Genomic DNA, 17,862 nt, shown 5'->3' with positions numbered 1-17,862 from the left:
GGTTGTGCCGGGGCGCGGTGTACGCGCCCTCGGCCTTCACGGCCATGAGCCCGGAGGCGGAATGATCCGCGCCGACTGGGCCGACTGGGCCGAGTTGGTCGAGCTGGTCGAGAACCCCGTCGATGAGGTGGCTGACGGTCGCGAAACAGATCGCCACCCCGGCCATGCCGTGAGCGAAGAACACGGGCGCCTCCTGAAGGGGATCCTCTGTCCGTCTCATCGTGGGAGCCGCACAGGATGGACGTCCAATGAGGGATCTGATAGCTGTTGGCTATGGACGTCCACATCCGTGAGCTCCGGTATTTCGCAGTGCTCGCGGTGGAACTCAACTTCACGCGATCCGCGGAGATCCTTCACATCTCCCAGCCCACGCTGACCAAGCAGATCACCAAGCTCGAAGCGCAGCTGAGAACCAGACTGTTCGACCGGGACCGCCGACGGGTGGTCCTGACCCCCGCGGGCGCCGAACTCCTGCGCACGGCGCCGGAGCTGATTGCGGCCTGGGAGCGGATCCAGGCAGGCGTGACGTCGATCGGGCGCGCGACCGGGACAGGTTCTCTGTCCATCGACATCTGGGGCCACCACCAGGTGTGGGCGTCGATGATCAGCGATCTGGCCATCAGCCGTCCGGACCTGCCGATCGCCGTGAGCATGCGGCGCAACCTGCCCGCGGCCCTCCAAGCCCTCGCCGACGGCGGACTCGATGCCGCGTTCGGCCGGGTGCCGGGCCTTGAGGGGCCGCCGGACCCCGGACTGCGCCATCGTCCGATCCGGCTGGAGACGACGTCGATCGTCGTCAGCGCCCGACACCGGCTGGCGGACGCCGTCACCGTCACCCCGGCGGATCTGCGGCCCGAGGGCATCTGGTTCCCGCAAACCCTGTCGTCCCCGGAACTGGGCACCTGGGCCAGGGATTTCAGTGCGTGGTCGGGGGTCGGCATCACCGTTTCCGGAGTCAACCTCGGGATGGACCACGCGGCGGCCGAACTCGCCGCCGACCCGGCCAAGACGCTGCTCCTGCCCAGCCAGATGGCGCGAGGCGGCGGTCCCCTGCGCGCGATCCCGATCGTCGACCCGTCACCGTGCTGGGCCTGGTCGGTCGCCTGGCGCCGCGACGACGCCAATCCGATGCTCGCCCAATTCCTCGGAATCCTGAACGGAATCGCCCGCAGGGAGAAGTGGCTGGACTTCGATCCCCGGCTCCACTGGCTCCCGGAGATCGACCTCGCCGGGCTGGCGGGGCTCACCAGGCCCACCAGGCCCACCGGGAGCCAGCCTTCAGGCGACACGACACAGTCGGCGACGCCGGCGAAAGAGCGCCGCTGAATAGCTGCGCATCGCCGTCCTCACCGGACTCGCCGCCGCGACGCGGAGCGGATGACGGTACGCTGTTCCGCACTATGGCGTTGATCCGGCTATCACCGGTGAGCCTCCGGAAGAACAGGCGTTCCGCCCCAGTAGAACCGGACGGGTGGACCCGTCACAGTCCATGACGAGGTGGTCGTGACGGCATCTCCGGGTGCGGTCACGGCAAGCGAGGTGGTACCGCGGAGTCGTTCGGCGCGGATTTCGGCGTCGGCGGCGTCGTCCTCGCGTTTAGGTGAAGACGACCGAACGCGAAGGGCCATCGACGACATGAGCTACCCCAAGGCTTCCGCGAGCGCGAGCGCGAACGCGGGTCCAGGCGCAGGCGCGGCCGCTGGAGCAGGCGCCGCCGACGAGGCGGTACCCGCCAGCCCCCGCTTCCCCGCGATCGAGGAGCGCGTGCTCGACTACTGGGAGGCCGACGGCACCTTCCGCGCCTCGGTGGAGAACCGCCCGGCCGGGGACAACGGCGCGAACGAGTTCGTGTTCTACGACGGCCCCCCGTTCGCGAACGGCCTGCCGCACTACGGCCACCTGCTGACCGGCTACGTCAAGGACCTCATCCCTCGGTACCAGACGATGCGCGGCAAGCGGGTCGAACGCCGATTCGGCTGGGACACGCACGGCCTGCCCGCCGAACTGGAGGCGATGCGGCAGCTCGGCATCAAGACCAAGGAAGAGATCGAACAGGCCGGCATCGCGAAGTTCAACGAGGCGTGCCGCGAATCCGTCCTGCGCTATACCCAGGACTGGCGCGAGTACGTGACGCGCCAGGCTCGCTGGGTCGATTTCGACAACGACTACAAGACGCTGGACCTGCCCTACATGGAAAGCGTCATGTGGGCCTTCAAGCAGCTGCACACCAAGGGCCTGGTGTACGAGGGCTTCCGCTGCCTGCCGTACTGCTGGAACGACGAGACCCCGCTGTCGGCCCACGAGCTGCGCATGGACGAGGACGTCTACCAGCAGCGCAAGGACCCCGCCGTGACCGTCGGCTATCGGCTGGAGACCGGCGAGCTGGCGCTGATCTGGACCACGACTCCGTGGACGCTGCCGTCCAACCTGGCCATGGCGGTCCACAACGACGTCGACTACGTCGTGGTCGAGTCCGATCGCACCGGCCGGCCCGAGCGCTACGTGCTGGCCGAGGCGCGGCTCGCCGCCTATGCCCGGGAGCTGGGCACGGACGGCGGGGACGGTGAGAAGGGCGAGAAGGGCGAGCCCCGGATCGTGCGCCGCCTGAAGGGCGCCGAGCTGGTGGGCCTTCGCTACACCCCGCCCTTCGACTACTTCCTCGGCCACCCGGCCTCGCACGTCGTGCTGCACGCCGACTACGTGACGACCTCCGACGGCACCGGCATCGTCCACCTCGCGCCCGCGTTCGGCGAGGAGGACAAGGTGGTCGCCGATCAGCACGGCATCGTCCCGGTGATCCCGGTCGGCCAGGACGGCAAGTTCGTCTTCCCCGTGCAGGAGTACGCCGGCACCCACGTCTTCGACGCCAACGCCGCGATCATCAAGCATCTCAAGGCCCGCACCGAGCACGACGCCGGAGCGTCGTCGGTCGGAGCCTCGGACGCCGCCGAAGCCACGCGCGCCGCGGCCGGCGCCACGACCGAAGGCACGGTGCTACTGCGCCGTGAGACCTACGAGCACTCCTACCCGCACTGCTGGCGCTGCCGGAACCCGTTGATCTACATGGCCGTGTCCTCGTGGTTCGTGGCGACCACCGCGATCCGGGACCGGATGCTGGAGCTGAACGAGCAGATCACCTGGGTGCCCGAGCACGTCAAGCACGGCCAGTTCGGCAAGTGGCTGGAGAACACCCGGGACTGGTCGATCAGCCGCAACCGCTACTGGGGCAGCCCGATCCCGGTGTGGAAGTCCGACGACCCGGAGTTCCCGCGCGTCGACGTCTACGGCTCGCTGGCAGAGCTCGAAGCCGACTTCGGCGCCGCGGTGACCGACCTGCACCGGCCGGCCATCGACGAGCTCACCCGGCCCAACCCCGACGACCCCTCGGGCCGGTCGACCATGCGCCGGGTGACCGACGTGCTCGACTGCTGGTTCGAGTCCGGATCGATGTCGTTCTCGCAGGTCCACTACCCGTTCGAGAACGCCGAGTGGTTCCAGGACCACTTCCCCGGCGACTTCATCGTCGAGTACATCGGGCAGACGCGCGGCTGGTTCTACACCATGCACGTCATGGCCTCGGGTCTGTTCGACCGGCCGGCCTTCGACACCTGCCTGAGCCACGGCATCGTGCTCGGCTCGGACGGCCAGAAGATGTCCAAGTCGCTGCGCAACTACCCCGATGTGCGCGAGGTCTTCGACCGCGACGGCGCCGACGCGATGCGCTGGTTCCTGATGTCGTCCTCGATCCTGCGCGGCGGCAACCTGATCGTCACCGAGGCGGGCATCCGCGACGGCGTGCGCCAGGTCATCATCCCGCTGTGGAACAGCTGGTACTTCTTCCAGCTCTACGCCAACGCCGCCGGCTACGAGGCGTCGGCCCGCACCGACTCGACGAATGTGCTCGACCGCTACCTGCTGGCAAAGCTGCGCCAGTTCGTGGAGACGACGCAGTGGCAGCTCGACCGCTACGAGGTCGCGAACGCCTGCGACGGCGCGCGGAGCTTCCTCGATGTGCTGACCAACTGGTACATCCGGCGCTCGCGGGAGCGCTTCTGGGGCACCTCGGGCGCGGACCCGTCGGTCGCGCAGGAGGCCTTCGACACCCTGTTCACGGTGCTGGAGACGGCGTGCCGGGTGATGGCGCCGCTGCTGCCCCTGGTCACCGAGGAGATCTGGCGCGGACTGACCGGCAAGCGCTCGGTCCACCTCACCGACTGGCCCGACGTCGCCGCGCTGCCGTCCGACCCGGCGCTGGTCGCCGCCATGGACCGGACCCGCGACGTGTGCTCGGCGGCCGCGGCGCTGCGCAAGGCCAACGCGCTCCGCGTGCGTCTTCCGCTGCCCGAGCTGACCGTGGTCGCCGCCGACGCCGAATCCTTGGCCGACTTCGCGGCACTGATCGCCGACGAGGTGAACGTCCGCACGGTGACGCTGCTCGATGTCGCGGACGCGGCGGCGAAGGACGTCCCGGTCTCCCAGCGCCTCACCATCAACCCCCGCGCCGTCGGCCCCCGCCTCGGCAAGGAGGTCCAGAACGTCATCAAGGCGAGCAAGAGCGGCGACTGGTCGGTACAGACCTCCGGTTCGGTCGTCTGCGGCGGCGTCGAACTGCACCCCGGCGAGTTCACCTTGGAGACGGTGGTCGCCGAGGGCGCCGACGCCACCACCGCGATGCTGCCCGGCGGCGGCTTCGTCGTGCTGAACACGACCGTGACACCCGCGCTCGCCGCCGAGGGCCTGGCCCGCGACGTGATCCGCGTCGTGCAGCAGGCCCGGCGCACCGCGGGCCTCGGCGTTTCGGATCGCATTACTCTGACAATCGCCGGCACCCCCGCCGCACGCGCCGCGATCGAGACGCACCAGGAGCTCATCGCCACCGAGACGCTCGCCGATTCGGTGAACCTGACCGAGGCGAACGCGCTCGACGACGATCCGCAGGCCGGCGAGCCCAGTGTGGTCGGGGACGACGAGACGATCCGGGTCCGCATCACAGCCTGATGATGGCCGGCGTGGCCGACGCATCGGGTGGGTGGATGCGTCGGCCACGGCGGAACGCGAAGGCAGCCGAAGGACCCCCGGCGGACTCGCCGCCGAGGGTCCCGTCCGCACACCGTCCGTCCGGCTCAGTTCACTGACACCGACCCGGCGTCCCGCACCTCCTGATCCGCCTGCGCGGCCAGGGCGGCCCGCTCCGCCTCCCGGCTGCGCCGCAGCCCCGGGATCACGATCAGCGCCAGGAGGAGCGCGGCGGCCCCGAAGTAGGCGGTGGCCACGAACCCGGCCTTGAAGCCCGCGGTCATGGCAGCCTGCTGCGACGCGCCCACCGAGTGCGACACGATCACGGTCGTGACGGCGGCGATACCGAAGCTGCCGCCGATCTGGAACGCGGCGGCGTTGAAGCCCGAGGCCAGGCCGGCGTCGCGGCGGGCGATGCCCGACAGGGCCGCGGCGGAGCAGGCGGTCGTGCCGAGGCCGAGACCGGTGCCGAACACGGCGAGCCCGGCGAAGATGCTGCCGTAGGAGCCGCCGTTCTCGACCGCCTGGACCAGCAGGAGGCTGCCGCCGATGAGGAGCAGCGCGCAGACCGCGACCACCCGGCGGGAGCCGAACCTGCCGATCAGCCGCTGGCCGGCGAACGCGCTGATCAGCGCCATGGCCGGGAGCGGCGAGCCCTTCACCCCGTACTGGAGGGTGGTGTAGCTCAGGCCGCCCTGCGCGTACTCCGCGGCGCACAGGGACAGGCCGAACACGGCCATGCCGATGGCGACCGTGGCCAGGTTGCCGCCGACGAGAGCGCCGGAGCGCAGGATGCGCATCGGCACCAGCGGACTCTCCATGCGGCTCTCGATGATCGCGAACAGCACGAACAGCGCGGCGGCCCCGCCGAACATGCCCAGCGTCTTGGAGCCGGTCCAGCCGTTGTCCGGCGCCTTGGTGACCGCGTAGACGATCAGCAGCAGTGCGGCGGTGCTGGTCAGAGCGCCGGCCACGTCGTACTTCCGGCCGACCGACAGGTCCCGGCTCTCGGTCAGCAGCACCGGCCCGGCCAGCAGCATCGCGACCGCGACCGGCACGTTCATCAGGAAGATCCACCGCCACCCGAAGTGGTCGACGAGCTCGCCGCCGATGATCAGCGCGGCCGTCGCGCCGAGCCCGGCGATGCCCTGCCACGCGGCGAGCGCCTTGTTCCGGCCCCGCCCCTCGGGGAAGGTCGTGGTCAGGATCGACAGCGCGGTCGGCGCCATCATCGCCGTGGCCACCCCGTGCAGCGCCCGCGCGGTGATCAGCACCTCCCCGTTCGAGGCGAGCCCGGACACCAGCGACACGACGAGGAACAGCGCCGTCCCGATCAGGAACAGCCGCCGCCGGCCGAGCAGGTCCGCGGCCCGGCCGCCGAGCAGCAGCAGGCCGCCGAAGGTGATCAGGTTGGCGCTGATCACCCACTGGGCCGCGCTGGGGGTCATCTTGAGCGACTTGGCGATCGTCGGGGCGGCGAGAATGACCGCCTGGGAGTCGAGGATCACCATGAAGTTGGCGGCGCACAACAGAATGAGCGCCGTCCAGGCGCGGGGATCCAGACGCGTCCCACCCCGGGACCCGCCTGCGGTCAGATCGACGTTCACGGTGCGGTCTCCTTCGCATCGACCCCGTTCACCCCGGTGTCGAGGGGCGCAGGTTCATCATTGGGTCGGGCGGCGGCGCGGGCTTCGCTGAGATTGCGAGGAACGGAGCAACCAGACATGTAGTGCGGCCGGGGTGTCCGAGTCGGTGTCCGAGTTGGTTTCCAAGCGGGGTTTCCAAGCGGGATTTCCAAACAGCGTGTCCGATCGCGGCGGCCGTGTTCGTGGAGAGGGTGAGCGGCCGCCCGCGTGGGGCGTCCAGGCCTGGAAGGAAGGACCGTCATGACGACGACCTCGGCGGAGCCGGATACCGTCGGCGCAGCCCGCTCCGGGCGCCTGATGTGGGCGATTCTGGGGCTGGTGCTGCTGGCCGACGCGGTGGACGTGATCGACGCGACGGTCACCAACATCGCCGCCCCCACCATCGCCGGCGATCTGCACGGGGGCGAGGGGCTGATCAAGTGGCTGGGGACGGCCTACATGCTCGCCATGGGCGTCCTGCTCGTGGTCGGCGGGCGGCTCGGGGACAAGTACGGCCAGCGCCGGCTGTTCCTGATCGGCATCGGCGGCTTCGCGGCGGCCTCGCTGGTCGCCGGGGTCTCGCCCGACGCGGGACTGCTCATCGCGGCCCGGGTCGCGCAGGGGGCGTTCGGGGCGCTGCTCACCCCGCAGGGTATGGCGATCATGGTCAAGTCGTTCAGCCGAGACATGCTCAGCAAGGCGTTCGGGCTGTTCGGCCCGGTGCTGGGGCTCGCGTCGGTCGCCGGCCCGGTGCTGGCCGGGTTCCTCATCAGCGCGGACCTGTTCGGCCTGTCGTGGCGCCCGATCTTCCTGATCAACGTCGTCCTCGGCGGCGTCGGGCTGGTCGTCGCCGTCAGGATCCTGCCGCGGGACGGCGGCGAGCGGTCCACCGTCGTCGACGGCTGGGGCTCGGGGCTGTTGGCCGCGACCATGGTCGGGCTGCTCTACGGTCTGATCGACGGCTCGACCAACGGCTGGAGCGCCGTGCCGGTCGTCTCGATCGCCGCGGGCGTCCTGTTCTTCGCCGCCTTCGCCTACCGGCAGCGCACCGCGACGCATCCGCTCATCAAGCCGTCGCTGCTGCGGAACCGGGGCTTCACGTCCGGGCTGATCGTGGGTCTGGTCGCCTTCGCCGCCATGGCCGGACTGCTCTATGTGCTGTCGCTGTTCCTCCAGGAGGGGCTGCACGCCAGCGCGCAGCAGGCCTCGGTCGCCCTGGTGCCGCTGACGGCGGGCATCATCATCGCCGCGTTCGCCGCGATGGGCGGCCTGGTCGCCAAGCTCGGCCGCACCCTGGTCTTCGTCGGGCTGGCCGTCGTCCTGGCGGGCTGCGGCTGGATCCTGGCCCTCGTCGACCGCTCCGGGACGGGCGTCGGCCTGTGGGCCCTGGCCCCGGCGCTGTTCGTCACCGGCGTCGGGATGGGCCTCTGCTTCAGCACGATCTTCGACGTCGCACTCGGCGACACCGACCCCGAGGAGGCCGGCAGCGCCAGCGGCTCGATCGGCTCGATCCAGCAGCTGTCGTCGGCGATCGGCTCGGCCGGGATCACGTCGATCTTCTTCCAGGCGGCGCATCCCGGACTGGGCCACGCGATGAAGGTCAGTCTGATCGTGGTGCTGGTGGTCACCGCGCTCAGCGTCCCGATCGTCGCGCTGATGCCGTCCCGGAAGCCGGCCGGGCCTGAAGCTGAACCCGAGGCCGGACCCGAGACCGGAGCCGTACCCGTACCCGAACCCGAACCGGCTCAGTGAACACTGACAACGGCAAAGCGAAGGCCCCCGGGTCGCCCCGGGGGCCTTCGCTTTCCCTTAGCCGCTAAGGGTTTCTAGCGGCCCCTCTCAGCGATCAGCTGTTCCAGACCTGGAAGCTCGAGATCTGGCCGGCCGGCCATCCGGTGTTCGCCGTGATGCTCACCCGGAAGTACCGGGCACTCGTCGCGGGGAAGGTGATGGTGACCGTGTTGCCGCTGTTCGGGTCGAAGCTGTAGGTCGCGGAGGCTTTCAGCGTCGAGAAGGTCGAACCGTCGGTGCTCCCGAGCAGCGACAGGGTCTGGTTGCGCTGACCCCAGCCGGCCGGCAGCTGCAGGACCACCCGGCTCGCGCTCTGCGACGCGCCGAGGTCGACCTGCACCCACTGCGGGAAGGCGTTGTTCGCGCTCTCCCAGTAAGTGGCCTGGTTCCCGTCCGTCACGTTCCCGGAGCCGTAGACGTCGGTGTGGCTGGACTCGCTCGTGGCCTTGCCGGCCGCGAGGTCGGTCGCCACCGTGCCGGCGCCGGTCCCGGACAGCGCGACCGTGGCCGGGCTGTTGGTCGCGTTGCTGGTGACGGTGAGCGTGCCGGTGCGGGTGCCCGACGCGGTCGGCTTGAACGAGACGTTCACGGTGCACGAGGCCCCGACCGCGACCGAGGAGCAGTTGTTCGTCTGGCTGAAGTCACCGGTGACGGAGACCCCGGAGACGGTGCCGGCGGCGGTGCCCGCGTTGGTCACAGTGACCGCCTGGGACGCGCTGGTGGTGTTGAGCGCCTGGCTCGCGAAGGTGAGCGAGCCCGGGTTGGCGTTCAGCACCGGCGAGGTCGGCGGCGGGGTGACCGGGCCGCCGCTGGGGTAGACCTGGAACTCCGAGATCTGCCCGGCGCTCCAGCCGCTGTTGGCCGTGATGTTGACGCGGACGTAGCGGGCGGAGGTCGTCGGCAGGTTGATCGACACCGTGTTCGCCGGGGAGGTGAAGGTGTAGGTCGCCGAGCCGACGATGGTGCTGAAGTTGGTCCCGTCGGTGCTGGTCTGCACGGACAGGGTCTGGGTCCGGGTGGCCCAGGCGCTGGACGGCGGCAGCAGCAGCGTCACCTTGCCGATGCCGGCCGCGGCGCCGAGGTCGACCTGGAGCCACTGCGGGAACGCGCCGTTGGCGCTCTCCCAGTAGGTGTTCGGGTCGCCGTCGGTCGCCGTGGTGGCGGCCTGGGTGCCGTTGACCTGGCTGCTCGCCGTGGCCGGCTGGTGCAGCGCGATGTTGGTGGAGCTGTCCACGCCGGAGCCGGTCAGGGCGATCGACACCGGGTTGTTGTTGGCGTTGCTGGTGATCGTGACCGCGCCGCTGCGCGTCCCGGAGGCCGTCGGCGTGAACTTCACGGTGACGGTGCAGGAAGCGCCGACGGCCAGCGTCGCGCAGTTGTTGGTCTGGCTGAAGTCACCGGTGGCGGCGACCGAGGACACGGTCGCGGCCGTGGTGCCGGTGTTGGTGACGGTCGCGGTCTGGGTGGCCGACGAGGAGCCGGACAGGGTGGTCGGGAACGTCAGGCTCGACGGGTTCGCGGCCAGGATCGGCCCCGGCGCCACGCCGGTGCCGGACAGCGGGACGGTGCTGGTGATGCCGGAGGCGGTGACCGTCAGGTTGCCGCTGCGGTTGCCCGCGGCCGACGGCGTGAACGTCACCGAGATCGTGCAGTTGGCGCCCGCGGCCAGGCTGCTGCCGCAGTTGTTGGTCTGGCCGAAGTCGCCGGAGGCGGCGATCGAGGAGACCGGGGCCGAGGCGGTGCCGGTGTTGGTGATGGTGACGGCCTGCGCGGCGCTGGACGAGCCGGTCACGACCGAGCCGAAGCCCAGGGCGCTCGGGCTGATCGACAGGTTCGAGCCGTTGTCCGGCAGGTAGGGCGGGAAGGTCGGCGGGAACATCTGGCACTGGTTGGTGCCGCCGAAGATCCCGGAGTTGCCGCCGCCGTCGGTCAGCGTGAAGCCGACGCCGCAGCTGTAGATCGCCCCGGGGGCCTGGGTGCCGGTCGCGGTGCTGTTGGTGATGGTGGCCGCGCCGCCGACCTGCTCCTGCACCACGAAGGTGCCGGTGTTCTGGATCGTGGCGTTGTTGATCTTGACGTTGCTGATGTTCGAGCCGGAGACGAACTGGATCGCCTCGTACGGGCTCTGCTGGATCAGGATGTTGTCGACGTTGGTCAGGCCGGTCATGGTGCCGTCCCGGGCGTCGAACCACAGCGCGCCGACGCCGAACTGCCAGTTCGGGTCGAGGCTGCCGTCCCGGATCAGGGTGTTGCGCAGCACGTCGGTGCGGCCCAGCGTGGTGGAGGCGAAGCGCTGCGCCACGTGGATGCCGCCGCCCTGGGTCAGGCCGGCGTCGATCACCCGGTTGTCGGTCACGAAGTTGTCGTGTCCGCCGTAGATCGCGATGCCGTTGGCCAGGATCGGGTACTGCACGGTGTTGTGGTCGAAGGAGTCGTTCGCGTCGGCGTTCTGCTCGGCCCAGGTGGCCAGGCCGTCGTCGCCGGTGTTGCGGATGTCGCTGTTCGTCACCTTGGAGTTGGTGATGCCGTCGTGGAAGTTGATCCCGTCGGCGGTGGTGTTCCGGATCCGCATGCCGGTGAAGACCAGGTTGTCGAAGGGCCCGTCCATCCAGGCCCCGACCTTCTCGTGCTCGATCCAGACCCGGTCGACGGTGGAGTTGCTCAGCGCGCCGCCGATGCCGTTGACCTGGGCGCTGTCGTCGCGCTGCTGGACGTCGCCGAAGATGCCGAAGTCGGCGAGGTGCACGTTGCTGCTGCCGTTCGGCGCGTAGTTGCCGTAGAACCCGGGAGCCGCGCCGACCACGGTCGAGCGCCACATGCCCGCGCCCTTGATCGTGACGTTGTTCAGGATCAGGTGGCCCGGGATCTTGAAGGTGCCCTCGGGGATGTAGACGGTGCCGCCGGCGCCGGCGGCGGTGATGGCGGCGTTGAACGCCGCGGTCGAGTCGGCCGCGCCGGTGGGGTCGGCGCCCTTGCTGGTGACCGAGACCGACCCGGACGGCTGGGCGATCGCGCCCGCGACGTTCTCGAAGTCCGCGAAGTCGATCGTGTAGGACGCCGCGTTGTCGCCCGCGTCGACCTGGAGGCGGAAGGTGGTGCCCGCCGGGTAGGTGGTCGGGAGCAGGCGGTGCACCTCGTCGTAGAAGTGGTGCGGGTTGCTGCCGGGCTGGTTGGAGAACGGATACGAGCTGTAGTACCAGCTGTAGGCGTTCGTCAGCGTGAAGTCGGCCTGCTTGGTGCCGCCGATGTAGAACGACAGCGGGGCGGTGTAGACCGAGCCGCCGCCGGTGTCCGGGATGCTGTAGCGGAAGTCGATCGAGTTCGTCGCGACCGGGGTCGTGAACTCGACGTACTTCCCGCTGCCGCCGAGCGTGACGGCCTTGCGGTAGGAGGCCTCGTCGGCGAGCGTGCCGTAGTCGGAGCTCGGGCCGATGACGGTGCCGTTGGTCGCCGAGTTCTCGGCCTGGACCTCGACGTAGGGAAGGGTCGCGCCGACGCCGCCGGACGCGGCCGCGGACGCGGTGCCCGCGGACACCGCGACGAGCGCGCCGGTGGCGGCCAGAGTGAAGCTGACGGCCGCGGCGCTGAAGCGCCCTCGCCGTCTTGACGTTGTGCTTGGTGCAGTTCGTGATGCCGGGGTGGGACGAAGCATTCACTGCTCGCTCTCGTTGGGGGCCGAGGGGGACTCGACCGCACAAAGCCGTCGTGGCACCCGTGCCAGGGCCGCCGTGCTCCGTGGCGGTGGAGCACGGCGGCCCGGAAGGTACGGGCATGGGAGGCACCTCGCGAACCCCCGAGTTCGCGGAGTGGAGCCGGCACTTCAGCGGCGCCGGCCGCCGCCCTCCGTCGCGCCGATCGATCAGTCGGCGGGCGGGTGATCTGGCGGTGGCCGGGCTGTTTTGCGGGTGGAGACGTGCGCGCTGAGGGGAACGTAACGTGTACGACACCCGAACGCAATACCCCGACTTAGTCGCGTAATTTTGCGACCGGATTGCAAAACTTTGCGACACAGGACGGATCGATGGCGCGGGGCGGTGATCACGTCGTGCCGGTGCGTGGCCGAACCGGCGGCACGGAACGGTACTGACCTGCCACGCCCCGGCGCCCGGCAGGCCTTCTGAGCTCGCTGGAGCAACCTCGGATCCTGTCACCGTCGTGCTCACGGCCGAGCTCAGGTTCGGGCCACTTGAACGACGTCCGCTGCCGGAGTACCCACGGCCGGCCGGGCGCCCAAGATCCGCGTCATGGATGCACTTTCTGTGGCGCTCTGTCAGATGTCTGTTGCCCTACGGACCCCGTAGGCTCACCTCATGGTCGACACTCTGATCGGACGTGAGTGGCACCTGCGCACACTGCGGACGGCCCTCGACAGGCTGCAGGCCGGGTCGGGAGCGGCGGTGGCGCTGCCCGGGGAGCCGGGCATCGGAAAGAGCGCACTGCTGTGGATCGCGGCCGACACCGCGCGGGCGGCGGGAATCGCGGTGGTCGCCGCGCGCGGCGGGGATCTGATCCAAAGCCCTGATACGCCCGCCGCCTGCGCCCACGTCGTGGAGATGGTCTGCGCCCACGCCGCCGCCGGCCGGCCGGTCCTGGTGACCGTGGACGACCTCCATCTGCTCGGGACGGACGAGGCGGGCCTGATCGGGCGGCTGCTGCGCTGCACGGCGAGCGGACCGGTGCTGTGCGTGCTGGCCTACCGACGGCGTCAGCTCGCGCCCGGGCCGGCCGCCGCACTCGCCGACGCCTCGGCCGGACTGCTGCGGCTCGCGCCCCTGGAGCCGCTCACCCGCGAGCAGTCCTCGGGCCTGCTCGGTGAGCGTTCGGACGCCGACGAGATCCACCGGGAGGCCGCTGGGAATCCGCAGTACATCAAAGTGCTGAGCGCGCTGCGGGACACCGGCGCCACCGCCGAGGCCGGTGCCTCGATCTTCGGCGAGCTGACCGGTCTGGACGCCGAGGCGCTGGCGGCTGTGCGGGCCGCCGCGGTGCTCGGCGAACCGTTCCCGGTGACGCTGGTGGCCGACGTCGCAGAGCTCGACGAAGCGGCGGCGGTCCGGGCGCTGGACCGGCTCACGCACGCCGACCTGATCCGGCCGGCCGAACGCGGGCCGCACCTGGCGCTGCGGCACCGCGCCGTCGGCGAGGCCGTCTACGAGCGGCTCGAACCCAGCCTGCGCTTCGCGCTGCACCGGAGGGCGGCGAACGCGCTCGCCAAGGACGGCGCGCCGGTGGCGCAGCGCGCGCGGCACGTCACGAAAGCCGCGGATCCGCAGAACCCTGAGCATCTCACGACACTGATCGCGGCGGCTCGCGGTGTCGTCTACAGCTCGCCGGCCACGGCGGCCGAGTATCTCCAGGCCGCCCTGCCGCTGCTGCGCGAGGGGCAGGACCACGCGCACGAGGCGCAGGTACTGCTGGCCCGCGCCCGGCTGCTGTCCGGCGAGTTCTCCGAGGGCCGGGCCTTGCTGGACGCGCTCCGCTCGACCGGGTCGGACCAGCCCGGCGGCGCCGCGCTGGACTCCAGCCGGATCGAGCGGCGTCTCGGCCGGCACTTCGAGGCCGGCGCGCTGGCCCGGTCCGGCCTGGCGGCCCTGGCCGAGGCCGATTCGGCGACGGCCGCCGCGCTGCACGCCGAGCTCGCCGACGCCGCGTACGACATGCAGGACTACGAGAAGTCCCGGGTGCACGCCGAGACCGGGGCCGCCATCGCGGAACGCTGCGGGGACCGCGTCGGCGAGGCTCATGCCCTGGCGCAGTCGGCGCTGGGCCACCTGTTCACCGGCGACGAGGCCACCGCGCTGGCCCGGGCCGCGCGGGCGGCGGAGCTCATCGACGCCGCGGCGGACACCACGCTGCTGACGAACCTCGCCGCACCGCTGCAACTGGGGATGACGGAGGGACTGCTCGGACGGCTGAGCGACAGCGAGCGTCATCTGGCGCGGGCCGAGGCGCTGGGGCGGCGCACCGGTCAGACGTACCTTGAGGGCCCGTTGCTGACCGTGCTGGCCAATTCCCAGTGCCGGTTGGGCAAGCTGCGGCAGGGGTTGGTCACCTTGGACCGGGTGGCGCGACGGCACGCGGAACTCGGGGAGCACGGCGTCAACGCGTCGGAGGAGGCGGTCGCGGCGAATCTGCGTGCTTCGACGCTGTACTGGCGCGACGCCCCCGGCGACGCGGAGCGGGCGGTGGTGGAGGTGGACCGGGGGCTCGCCGTCGCGGGTGACTCGTCCACGACGTGGGCCATGGCGGTGCGCTGTTTCCACGCCGAGTTCGTCTTGTTCACCGGCGACCCGCTGCGGGCGCGGTCGCTGCTGTTGGAGGCGGTCGGCGAGGACCTGTCGGGGATCAGCGCGTGGCGGCGTCCGCGGTGGTGCGACACCTTGGCGGAGGCGGCGTTGGCGGTGGGCGACAGCGAGGACGCCGAGCATTGGGCCGCGATCGCGGCGAGTGCTCCGGAGCGGCCTCCGTCGTTGCGGGCTTTCGCTTTGCGGGCGCGGATGTGGGCGCATGCCGCGCTCGGGGAGCACGAGGAAGCCTTGGAGCGGGCCCGGGAGGCGGCTCGGGAGTTCACGGCGCGCGGCGAGCGGATCGAGGTGTGTCGGACGTTGTTGGCCGCGGCGGAGTTCGCGCTGCGTTCGGGGCAGGCACATCTGGTGGCCGGGTGGCTGGACCGGGTCGGTCTGCTGGCCGAGCAGTGCGGCTCGGGGCGGCTGACGGCCGAGGTGGCGCGGTACCGGTCGCGGCTGGTGGCACTGGCCGAGGCGCAGTCGGATTCGTTGTATCGCGCGGTGCCGTTGACGACGCGCGAGCGGGAGATCGCCAATTTGGTGAGTACGGGTATGACCAATACCGCGATCGCCGAGCGGTTGTTCTTGAGTGTGCGGACTGTGGAGTCGCACCTGCGGCAGATCTATCGCAAGCTTGATGTGCCGAACCGGGCCGCGCTGACGCGGGCGCTGCTCGATGCCCGACGGGCGTCGCGACCGCTCACGCCTTGAGCCGTGATTGCGTGGTCGGCTACGTGGTTCTGCCGTTGTGGCCCCGCCGGGGAGACCGCGAAACTCGGGGACGTCTCAAGACGGGGGCGTCTCAAGACGGGGGCGTCTCAAGACGCAGAGAATGCACCGCAGTTTTCTCTCAAACAACACAACGGCAACACTCACGTTGGAGATTCGAATGGGCCTGGCAGAACGGCGCAGCGCAGAGCGGTTCAAGAACGAGGACTACCCGGGCTGGAAGGCGCGGATCGACGAGGCGGCCGGGTTCGACGTGCCGATCGAGATCGCGTGGGACGAGCTGGCCGTCCCGGACTACGCCGACCGGTACGCCGAGTACTTCCCGCAGGTGTACTTCCAGCCGCTGGCCGACGCGCTCGGCACCATCGGGGCCGACGACATGGGGAAGGACGCGCTGCGCGAGGGCGTGTCGAAGATCGTCATCAAGAACAGCGACGAGTACTTCAGCACGACGGGGATCACCTTCGCCGACGGGGTGCTGACCTTCGACCACAAGTCGGACACCAACACCCACCACGTCGAGGAGCGGACGAAGCACATCCAGGCGCTCCTTGAGGCCGCGCTTTAAGAAGCCGCAGAAAGCCGCGGAAATGTCCCTGGCCGGAATTCCGGCCAGGGACATTCGACGTCTTATTCAGTGCCGCCGAGAGCCGCAGCCGTCAGACGTCCCGCCGTTCGACGACGACAAAGGCGATCAGCACCGAGATTCCCGCCCACAGCGCGTAGACCAGCCAGGAGCCGCCGACGCCCGGTTCGGCGAAGGTGCCCGGCTGCTGCCTGGGATCGCCCTCCATCAGGCGCTGCCAGGCCGAGAACGGCATCGCGTTGTGCAGGTCGTTGATCCAGGCGTGGACGTGCGAGAACACGACGTTCGGCAGCATGACCAGCACCATGACGACGGCGACCGAGGTGCTGGCACTGTGGCGGATCAGCGCTCCGAGACCGACGCCGACGAGCGCGGCGACCGGGACCAGGAGGACCGAAGCGGCGAGGAACTGGGGCACGCCTTCGTGCAGCGGGCTCAGATAGCCGTATCGGCCGCCGATGATCAGCTGGGTCGCGAGGTAGGACAGGGCGACCATGAGGACGCCTGTGACGGTCGCGACGGCGGTCGTCACCACGACTTTCGCGGCCACCACCGCTCGGCGGTCGGGCACGGCGGCGAAGGTGCCGCGGACGAGGCCGGTGCTGTACTCCCCCACCAGCACGATCGCGCCGAGGACGCCGAACACGACCAGGGCCACCATGTGGGCGTTGTTGGTGAAGATGTCGTGGAGTCCGTCGGCGGGGCGGTACTGGTCGCTCGGGTGGTAGTTGCTGTAGTCGGCCAGAGCCGCGTTGACGTTCATCCACAGCACGCCGAGGATCCCGATGAGCAGGCCCCAGCGCATCGAGCGCAGGGACCGCATTTTGATCCACTCGGCGGCCAGCAGGTTGCGGAAGTTCTTCATCGGGCGGCTCCCGACTTGCCGGAGGCGGCGTGTTCGGCCTTTGCCGCGTATTCGACGCTCGCGGCGGTCAGTTCCATGAAGGCTGCTTCGAGCGAGGCCGTGCGGGTCGTCACCTCGTGCAGCAGCAGGCGCGCTTCGAAAGCCAGCTCACTGATTCGCGACGCGGGGAGACCGGTGACGCGGAGGGTCTCGGCGTCCTCGGTCGTGACCTCCGCCCCGGCGGCGGCCAGCAGATCACGCACCGCGGCCGGGTGTGGAGTACGTACCTGTACCGAGGTTCCGGTGCTGCGCGCCGCGAAGTCCGCGACCGGCTCGTCGGCGATCAAGCGACCGCGACCGATCACGATCAGGCGGTCGGCGGTGTGCTCCATCTCGGTCATCAGATGGCTGGAGACCAGGACCGTCCGACCCTCCGCCGCGAGCCGACGGAACAGGGTCCTGACCCACAGGACGCCTTCGGGGTCCAGGCCGTTGAGCGGCTCGTCGAACAGCAGCACCGGCGGGTCGCCGAGCAGCGCGGCGGCGATGCCGAGGCGCTGGCGCATGCCGAGGGAGTAGCCGCCGATGCGGCGCTTGGCCGCGCCGGCGAGCCCGACCTCGTCCAGCACCTGGGCCACCCGACGGCGCGGGATGTCGTTGGTCCGGGCCAGGGCCTGGAGGTGGTCCCAGCCGTTGCGGCCGGGGTGGACGTCGCCGGCGTCGAGCAGGCCGCCGGCGTGGCGCAGGCCGCGGTCCAGGTCGCGGAACACCTTTCCGGAGACGGTCACGGTCCCGGAGGTCGGGGCGTTCAGGCCCAGGATCAGCCGCAGCGTCGTGGACTTGCCGGCCCCGTTCGGCCCGAGGAAGCCCGTGACGTGGCCGGGGCGCACCGTGCAGGTCAAGCCGTCGACGGCGGGCTTGGCGCCGTAGCGTTTCGTCAGGTCGGTCATCTCGATCACGGAACCAACGGTGCCGGTCGCGGCC

Annotated in this window: 9 protein-coding genes; 5 read left to right on the top strand and 4 right to left on the bottom strand. The window is 70.4% G+C overall.

Annotated elements, in window-relative coordinates; genetic code table 11:
- The first annotated feature begins 273 nt into the window (after positions 1–273).
- Positions 274–1,326 carry a LysR family transcriptional regulator gene (locus ABD481_RS09330; RefSeq protein ID WP_344665160.1) on the top strand — a complete coding sequence of 351 codons (1,053 nt, stop codon included), beginning with the start codon at positions 274–276 and terminating at the stop codon, positions 1,324–1,326.
- 309 nt (positions 1,327–1,635) lie between these two features.
- A complete protein-coding gene (gene ileS, locus ABD481_RS09325; protein WP_344665159.1) occupies positions 1,636–4,998 on the top strand; it encodes an isoleucine--tRNA ligase in 3,363 nt (1,120 codons plus the stop codon).
- A 125-nt stretch (positions 4,999–5,123) separates the two neighbouring features.
- Here the strand turns inward: ileS and ABD481_RS09320 are convergent, their stop codons facing one another.
- Positions 5,124–6,623 carry an MFS transporter gene (locus tag ABD481_RS09320; protein ID WP_344665158.1) on the bottom strand — a complete coding sequence of 500 codons (1,500 nt, stop codon included), beginning with the start codon at positions 6,621–6,623 and terminating at the stop codon, positions 5,124–5,126.
- Positions 6,624–6,902: 279 nt separating this feature from the next.
- On the opposite strand from ABD481_RS09320, the gene ABD481_RS09315 reads away from it, so the two are divergent.
- Positions 6,903–8,393, top strand: coding sequence for an MFS transporter (locus tag ABD481_RS09315; RefSeq protein WP_344665157.1), 1,491 nt, complete (start codon positions 6,903–6,905; stop codon positions 8,391–8,393).
- A 94-nt stretch (positions 8,394–8,487) separates the two neighbouring features.
- Here the strand turns inward: ABD481_RS09315 and ABD481_RS09310 are convergent, their stop codons facing one another.
- Positions 8,488–12,084 (bottom strand): choice-of-anchor D domain-containing protein, encoded by a 3,597-nt coding sequence (locus tag ABD481_RS09310; RefSeq protein ID WP_425559129.1) that lies wholly within the window; start codon positions 12,082–12,084, stop codon positions 8,488–8,490.
- 658 nt (positions 12,085–12,742) lie between these two features.
- Between ABD481_RS09310 and ABD481_RS09305 the strand changes: the two genes are divergently transcribed.
- Entirely contained in the window at positions 12,743–15,430 is a 2,688-nt protein-coding gene (locus ABD481_RS09305) for a LuxR C-terminal-related transcriptional regulator (protein WP_344665155.1), read from the top strand.
- A gap of 178 nt (positions 15,431–15,608) precedes the next feature.
- Positions 15,609–16,016, top strand: a complete 408-nt coding sequence (locus ABD481_RS09300) for a hypothetical protein (protein ID WP_344665154.1) — start codon at positions 15,609–15,611, stop codon at positions 16,014–16,016.
- A gap of 91 nt (positions 16,017–16,107) precedes the next feature.
- Here ABD481_RS09300 and ABD481_RS09295 read toward each other — a convergent pair whose 3' ends face one another.
- Together ABD481_RS09295 and ABD481_RS09290 are read right to left on the bottom strand one after the other, a co-directional pair.
- Positions 16,108–16,899: an ABC transporter permease gene (locus ABD481_RS09295; RefSeq protein ID WP_344665153.1), complete on the bottom strand. Its 792-nt coding sequence runs from the start codon at positions 16,897–16,899 to the stop codon at positions 16,108–16,110.
- Positions 16,896–17,837 (bottom strand): ATP-binding cassette domain-containing protein, encoded by a 942-nt coding sequence (locus ABD481_RS09290; protein WP_344665152.1) that lies wholly within the window; start codon positions 17,835–17,837, stop codon positions 16,896–16,898. The genes ABD481_RS09295 and ABD481_RS09290 overlap by 4 nt, the downstream gene beginning before the upstream one ends.
- Positions 17,838–17,862: the final 25 nt, after the last annotated feature.

It is taken from the genome of Catenulispora yoronensis (genome assembly GCF_039531695.1).
In the GTDB taxonomy this organism is placed as follows: domain Bacteria; phylum Actinomycetota; class Actinomycetes; order Streptomycetales; family Catenulisporaceae; genus Catenulispora; species Catenulispora yoronensis.
Note: the sequence above shows the minus strand (reverse complement) of the source record. Positions and strands in the feature narration are given on the sequence as shown.

Excerpts from the sequence above, each read along its gene's own strand:
- ABD481_RS09330 (WP_344665160.1), top strand. The coding sequence starts at position 274 with ATGGACGTCCACATCCGTGAGCTCCGGTATTTCGCAGTGCTCGCGGTG.
- ileS (WP_344665159.1), top strand. The coding sequence starts at position 1,636 with ATGAGCTACCCCAAGGCTTCCGCGAGCGCGAGCGCGAACGCGGGTCCA.
- ABD481_RS09315 (WP_344665157.1), top strand. The coding sequence starts at position 6,903 with ATGACGACGACCTCGGCGGAGCCGGATACCGTCGGCGCAGCCCGCTCC.
- ABD481_RS09310 (WP_425559129.1), bottom strand. The coding sequence starts at position 12,084 with ATGCTTCGTCCCACCCCGGCATCACGAACTGCACCAAGCACAACGTCA.
- ABD481_RS09305 (WP_344665155.1), top strand. The coding sequence starts at position 12,743 with ATGGTCGACACTCTGATCGGACGTGAGTGGCACCTGCGCACACTGCGG.
- ABD481_RS09300 (WP_344665154.1), top strand. The coding sequence starts at position 15,609 with ATGGGCCTGGCAGAACGGCGCAGCGCAGAGCGGTTCAAGAACGAGGAC.
- ABD481_RS09295 (WP_344665153.1), bottom strand. The coding sequence starts at position 16,899 with ATGAAGAACTTCCGCAACCTGCTGGCCGCCGAGTGGATCAAAATGCGG.